We start from the raw sequence: 5,946 nt of genomic DNA on the forward strand, positions 1-5,946 counted from the left end.
CCGCAGCCGGGGGGCCGCGATCCGCTCGATGTCCTCGACGGCCGCGCCCAGCAATTCGGACTTGTTCGGAAAGTAGTTGTAGAGGCTGGCGCTGGTGACATCCGCGGTGCGGGCAATCTCGCGAATCGTGGCTCGCGAGTAGCCCACCGTCGCCACACAGCGCATGGTGGCCACGATGATCCGCTGGCGGGTCTCCTCACCGCTGGCGCCGACGGGGCGTCCCCGCTGCGCCCGCGTCACCGTGTTCTCCGCACGAACCCCGAATAAATCGATCACTCGATTATATTCGACACTGTCAGGCGCCGAGAGCCTGCGGACGGGACGCGCGAGTGCGGAGAACACGGTGACGCGGGCGCAGCGGGGACGCCCCGTCGGCGCCAGCGGTGAGGAGACCCGCACGCGCATCATCACCGCGGCGATGCGCACTGTGGCCGAGATGGGCTACTCCCGCACCACGATTCGCGAAATCGCCCGCGCCGCCGACATGACGAGCGGCAGCCTGTACCACTACTTCCCGAACAAGTCCGAATTGCTGGGCGCGGCCGTCGAGGACATCGAGCGGATCGCGGCCCCCCGGCTGCGGGACGCGGCCGCACAGGCCGACGACGTGGTCGAACGGCTGGTTGCGGTGTTGGAGGAGGCGAGTCGGATGATGCGCGAACATCCGCATCTGGCCGGCTTCGATCGCGCGGTACGCGCGGAGAGCCATCAGCATCCCCGTCGCGGCCGGCCGAATTATCCGGGGCCAAAGGCCCTGCGCCGAACCATCATTGAGATCCTCCGCGACGCCCAGACCGCCGGCGCGCTGCAGCCGGGCATCGACCCCCGGGCCGCCGCCGGCGCGATCCATGCGCTGGCTCGCGGCCTCACCGAGCGCGCGGCCACCCTGGACGCCGACGCCTACGCGGCCACGCTCGCTTCGGCGAAGGGGTTGATCAGCGGGACGCTGTTCGCGCGCCCAGCGAATCACCGCAGGTCCACACCGCGACGCCGATCAACACCAAATCCTTGAGCAGGAACTGGCCCGGTAACGCCGACAGCACGGGAACGCCATCCGCATGGGTCGCGATTACGCCGGGCGTGGTGAACAGGAAGCTCAGGGTGCCCAGGAACAGCAGCACCGCCAGCGCGCTGCCGGCCGCCGACGCGCGCGGCCACACCGGCCTCAGGGCGATCAGAACCGCGGCGACGATCTCCATCGTGCCCAGCAAGCGTGCGACGGCGGTGACGCTCAACACGTCGTAGATCCAGCTCATCAGCGGGCTGTGCTCGATCAGCACACGGGATTCCATCTTCACGTACTTCCCGAACCCGATCCAGGCCAGGACGATGACCAACCCGTACCGGCTGATCAGCTGGCCCGACAGCGTCAGGGACTGCGCCACACGGGAACCGGTGGCGACGGGCGCGGTCACGGATTCGATTTTGTCCACAGAGCAGCCACGAGAGGGCTCCCGATTTTGTTCACCCGCACGCAGAACCGTTATCCGGCGTAGCGATCCCGCAACTGAGCCAGCGTCGCTTCGATGCCGGCGGTATTCCCCTTCACCGCACCGATCAGCTGGTAGTAGTTCAGCGCATTCTTGACCGCACCGGCCCGGCTGTAGTCGAACGTCTCCGTGACCCGCGTCCGGCTCGGCGAAAGCGCCTCGAACTCCCAGCGCCACCGGTGCCCCAACGGATGACGCCATTCGACCAATTCGCCGGGTTTGAGGGCGGTCACCGTGCTGGTGATGCGATACGGCAGGCCGTACATCTTCATGTTGGTCGAAAACTTCGACCCCACAGCCATTTCCGCCGGAGCCTTGATGTTGGCTCGCACGGTACCCGACCCGTCCAACTCGCTGTGTCGCCGCGGATCAGCGGCCATCGCGTACAGCTCCGCGGCCGGCGCCGCCACTTCGACCGACCGGCTTACCTGCCGTGGACCCGCGTCGACAACGGTGACGGTCATAATCTTTCCTTTCGGCTGTCCGGCAGCGTCAGCTCGACGCTACGCTCGCCGAGTCGAATTCAGAACAGCGAAACGACCCGCCCTGCCAGGGACCGCATGGGCGTGGCGGAAGCCCCCGCCGAGAGGAGCCGAAACAACCCATGAATCAATCCATTTCGGGGAAGGTTGCGCTGATCACGGGCGCCGCGCGGGGGCAGGGCCGGGCGCACGCCGTACGCCTGGCCGCCGAAGGCGCCGACATCATCGCGGTCGACATCGCCGGGCCATTGCCGCCGAGCGTTCCCTACGATTCACCGACACCCGAGGACCTGGCGGAGACGGCAAGGCTGGTGAGCGCCAACGGCAAACGGGCGATCACCGAAGCCGTCGACATCCGCGACCTCGAAGCGCTCACGGCCGCCGTCGACAGGGCGGTGGGCGAACTGGGTCGCCTCGACATCATCGTCGCCAATGCCGGAATCTGCAGTCCCGCGCCGTGGGACCAGATCAGCGCCGAAGCGTTCCGCGACACCATCGACACCAACGTCACCGGGACCTGGAACACGGTGATGGCCGGCGCTCAGCACATCATCGACGGGGGCCGCGGCGGCTCGATCATCCTCATCGGTTCCGCCGCGGGCATCAACATGCAGTCGTTCATGATCCACTACACGGCGAGCAAGCACGCCGTCGTCGGGATGGCTCGCGCCTTCGCCGCCGAGCTCGGCAGGCACAACATCCGCGTCAACAGCCTGAACCCCGGCGCGGTGGCGACACCGATGGGCACCGGGCGCATGCGCGAAGCGCTGCACGCGGCCGCCGACACCTACCCGCACCTGCGGGGACTGCACAAGCCGCTACTGCCCGAGGGAATCGCCCAGCCGGAGGACATCGCCGACGCGGTCGCCTGGCTCGCCTCCGACCAGTCGCGGCTGGTCACGGCGACCCAGGTTTCGGTGGACATCGGCGTGGGCTATGTCTGAGGGTTTCCGCGCGGCAAAGCGCCCTTAGCCGCACCAAAAAGATTGCCGCTACCGCGTCAGGTCGATATGGTCGCTGCTCATGGGCGTACTGAGCTTCGTCTGGCAACGTGTACTTGCCTTCGACCGACTTGGCGCGCGCATTCCCCAGCTAATCCAGACCTGGCTGACCGAGTTCTTCTTCGTGATGCCGTTGACGTTCTTCGTCGGCAAGGTGATCGATATCCGGGGCGCCATGGGCGTGCCCGGCACCGGCGAACGGCTCGACGGAACCTTCTGGGGAGCGCTCGTGGTGTCGCTCGTCTTCGGATTTTTCTTCGTCCGCTCGCTCGTGCGGCCGCGGATTGTGCAGGGGTCGTGGACACCGACGGTGCACGCCGATGTCGGGCCGGTGACCGTCTACGGGGGTAACCCCGCCTGGCGCGTGACCTATCCATACCTGACCAGTCACCCGTCGTACGCGCTGCTCCTGCTGATCACCGCCCCGATCCCCGCCGTCATGTGGGCGGCCACCGCCAACCAGGGCGACAGCACGTTCTACTGGCGGGTGTGCGGCATGGCCGGCCTGACGATCCTCGCGGTCATGGCGCTGGCGCGGGTATTGGCTTGGTACGTCTTTCGATTCGGACGCCGCCGGCTCGACACGCAGCTGCGCGGCCTGGCGATCTCGCCACGCCGGCTCGGCTGGGAAATCGCTTGGAAGCCCGTCTTGGTCCTGGTGCTCTTGATGTACGCCATCGTCTGCGTTCCGTTGGGTGGGCTCTGGCTCAAGGAGCAACGAACGATCGCGGCCCTGCCGGTCGTCACCGTCGCCGACACCCAACATGCGGGCGAATACCGCCGGGTGAAAGGCGCCGTCGCCTCGGCGCCCGTCTACTGGGCGCCGCTAGGCCGGGGCCGTGGCGGCAACAACTACGCCGGGGCCGGCGTGCTGGTGACGCTGGCCACCGGCGGGGAGGCGCTGATGCTCGCCGATTCGATGGCGGTCCCGGACTTCAAGGGCATGATGGCGCGCGTCCACGACGGCGAGCTGACGGCCACCGGCAAGGTGATCGACGCCGTCACGGCCGACCAGCGCAAGTACTACGGCTTCGACGAGGGCGCGTTTCCGGCGCCCCCTGCCACGGGTCGGGTGCTGCTGTTGTTGTCCCAGCCCTGACGTCCCGTCCCGTGATCCGGCAGAATCGTGCTGCCACCAGCGTACGAACCCACTCATGATGGAGGTGACGCCCGAAGGTGTATCGCCATCGGGTATCCACCCGAGGCATCCACCGGAAGGAGGACCATGGTCACCAGCGAATACCGGGTCGACGGGATGAGCTGCGGCCACTGCGAGTCGGCCGTGCGGGACGAGGTCGGCCGCCTCCCTGGCGTGGAGCGCGTGGATGTCAGCGCCGACACCGGCAGGCTGGTGATCACGAGTTCTTCTCCCATCGACGCGGACGCCGTCCTCGGCGCGGTCGACGAGGCCGGCTACGAGGCCGTCTTGGTGGCATGAGCGCAGTGCCGGTGAGCCATATCGAGCTCGAGATCGCGGGGATGACGTGCGCGTCGTGCGCCGCCCGGATCGAGAAGAAGCTGAACCGGCTCGCCGGCGTCGCCGCCACCGTCAACTACGCGACCGAAAAGGCGGCCCTGACCGTTCCCTCGGGGTATGACCCGCAGCTGCTGATCGCCGCCGTCGAGCAGGCCGGCTACACCGCCGCCCTGCCGCAGCGCCGGGAGGAGCCGGCCCCCGGGAAGCGCGCGGACGCCGATCTGGCGGCGCTTCGCACTCGCCTCATCACGTCGCTCGTGCTCGCCACCCCGGTGATCGCCATGGCGATGATCCCCGCCCTGCAATTCCGCTACTGGCAGTGGGCGTCGCTGGTGCTGGCCGCGCCGGTCGTGGTGTGGGGTGGCCGTCCCTTCCACGCCGCCGCCTGGGCCAATCTCCGGCACGGTGCCGCCACGATGGACACCCTCGTCTCGATCGGCACCCTGTCGGCCTTCCTGTGGTCGCTGTACGCACTGTTCCTGGGGACGGCTGGGGCACCGGGGACGCACGACCGGTTCGAACCGACCATCCGGACCTCCGACGGTGCGGGCAACATCTACCTCGAAGTCGCCGCGGGTGTGACCCTGTTCGTGCTGGCAGGACGGTACTTCGAGAAGCGGTCCAAGCGGACGGCGGGCGCCGCGCTGCGCACCCTGCTCGAGCTCGGCGCCAAGGACGTCGCCGTGCTGCGGGGCGGCGGCGAGACCCGGATCCCGGTGGATCGCCTCACCGTCGGGGACCAATTCGTGGTGCGGCCCGGGGAGAAGGTCGCCACCGACGGCGTCGTGGTCTCGGGCTCCTCGGCCGTGGACGTCTCGATGCTCACCGGGGAGTCCGTTCCCGTCGAGGTCGGCCCGGGCGACGGCGTCACGGGCGCCACCGTCAACGTCGGCGGACGCCTCGTCGTGCGCGCCACCCGCGTCGGCGACGACACGCAGCTGGCGCACATGGCCAAGCTGGTCGAGGAGGCGCAGTCGGGCAAGGCCGAGGTCCAGCGGCTCGCCGACCGCATCTCCAGTGTGTTCGTCCCGGTGGTCATCGGCATCGCCCTCGCGACGCTCGGCGCATGGCTCGCGCTCGGGTTCCCGGCCACCGCCGCCCTGACCGCGGCCGTCGCGGTGCTGATCATCGCCTGCCCGTGCGCGCTCGGGCTGGCGACCCCGACGGCCCTGCTGGTCGGAACCGGCCGCGCGGCCCAGCTCGGCGTGCTGATCAAAGGGCCGGAAGTCCTGGAATCCACCCGCCGCGTCGACACGATCGTGCTTGACAAGACGGGCACCGTCACCACCGGGAAGATGACCCTCCTCGACGTGGTCGGCGCCGACCGGACCGACCGCGCGGCACTGCTGCGCTACGCCGGGGCGCTCGAGGATGCCTCCGAGCATCCCATCGCCCGGGCCATCGCCAAGGCCGCCAAGGCCGAGCTGGGCCGGCTGCCCGCGGCCGAGGGATTCACCAGTTCCGAGGGCAACGGCGTGCGGGGCATCGTCGACGCG

At 68.9% G+C, this 5,946-nt stretch carries 8 protein-coding genes; 5 read left to right on the forward strand and 3 right to left on the reverse strand.

Translation table 11 applies throughout. From position 1 onward, the window contains the following. Nucleotides 1-240: TetR/AcrR family transcriptional regulator (locus A5691_RS20420; protein WP_156734807.1), on the reverse strand; the 240-nt coding region annotated here is incomplete at its 3' end. A gap of 103 nt (nt 241-343) precedes the next feature. On the opposite strand from A5691_RS20420, the gene A5691_RS20425 reads away from it, so the two are divergent. Beyond that, nucleotides 344-1,012, forward strand: coding sequence for a TetR/AcrR family transcriptional regulator (locus A5691_RS20425; RefSeq protein ID WP_068266772.1), 669 nt, complete (start codon nt 344-346; stop codon nt 1,010-1,012). Here the strand turns inward: A5691_RS20425 and A5691_RS20430 are convergent. Both A5691_RS20430 and A5691_RS20435 read right to left on the reverse strand, forming a co-directional pair. Then, entirely contained in the window at nt 936-1,415 is a 480-nt protein-coding gene (locus tag A5691_RS20430; protein ID WP_067754199.1) for a DUF417 family protein, read from the reverse strand. The two genes, A5691_RS20425 and A5691_RS20430, sit on opposite strands and share 77 nt — an antisense overlap. Before the next feature lie 68 nt (nt 1,416-1,483). Further along, nucleotides 1,484-1,954 (reverse strand): SRPBCC family protein, encoded by a 471-nt coding sequence (locus tag A5691_RS20435; protein ID WP_067754177.1) that lies wholly within the window; start codon nt 1,952-1,954, stop codon nt 1,484-1,486. Between the two features lie 140 nt (nt 1,955-2,094). Between A5691_RS20435 and A5691_RS20440 the strand changes: the two genes are divergently transcribed. The 4 genes from A5691_RS20440 to A5691_RS20455 all read left to right on the forward strand — a co-directional run. Continuing rightward, a complete protein-coding gene (locus A5691_RS20440) occupies nt 2,095-2,916 on the forward strand; it encodes a mycofactocin-coupled SDR family oxidoreductase (RefSeq protein ID WP_067754179.1) in 822 nt (273 codons plus the stop codon). 79 nt (nt 2,917-2,995) lie between these two features. Then, nucleotides 2,996-4,072 carry a hypothetical protein gene (locus A5691_RS20445; protein ID WP_068015689.1) on the forward strand — a complete coding sequence of 359 codons (1,077 nt, stop codon included), beginning with the start codon at nt 2,996-2,998 and terminating at the stop codon, nt 4,070-4,072. Between the two features lie 126 nt (nt 4,073-4,198). Continuing rightward, nucleotides 4,199-4,411: a heavy-metal-associated domain-containing protein gene (locus tag A5691_RS20450; protein WP_067888788.1), complete on the forward strand. Its 213-nt coding sequence runs from the start codon at nt 4,199-4,201 to the stop codon at nt 4,409-4,411. After that, the coding region (locus A5691_RS20455; protein WP_156734808.1) for a cation-translocating P-type ATPase at nt 4,408-5,946 on the forward strand (1,539 nt) is incomplete at its 3' end. The genes A5691_RS20450 and A5691_RS20455, both read left to right, overlap by 4 nt.

The sequence above is a fragment of the Mycobacterium sp. E183 genome (assembly GCF_001667735.1).
In the GTDB taxonomy this organism is placed as follows: Bacteria; Actinomycetota; Actinomycetes; order Mycobacteriales; family Mycobacteriaceae; genus Mycobacterium.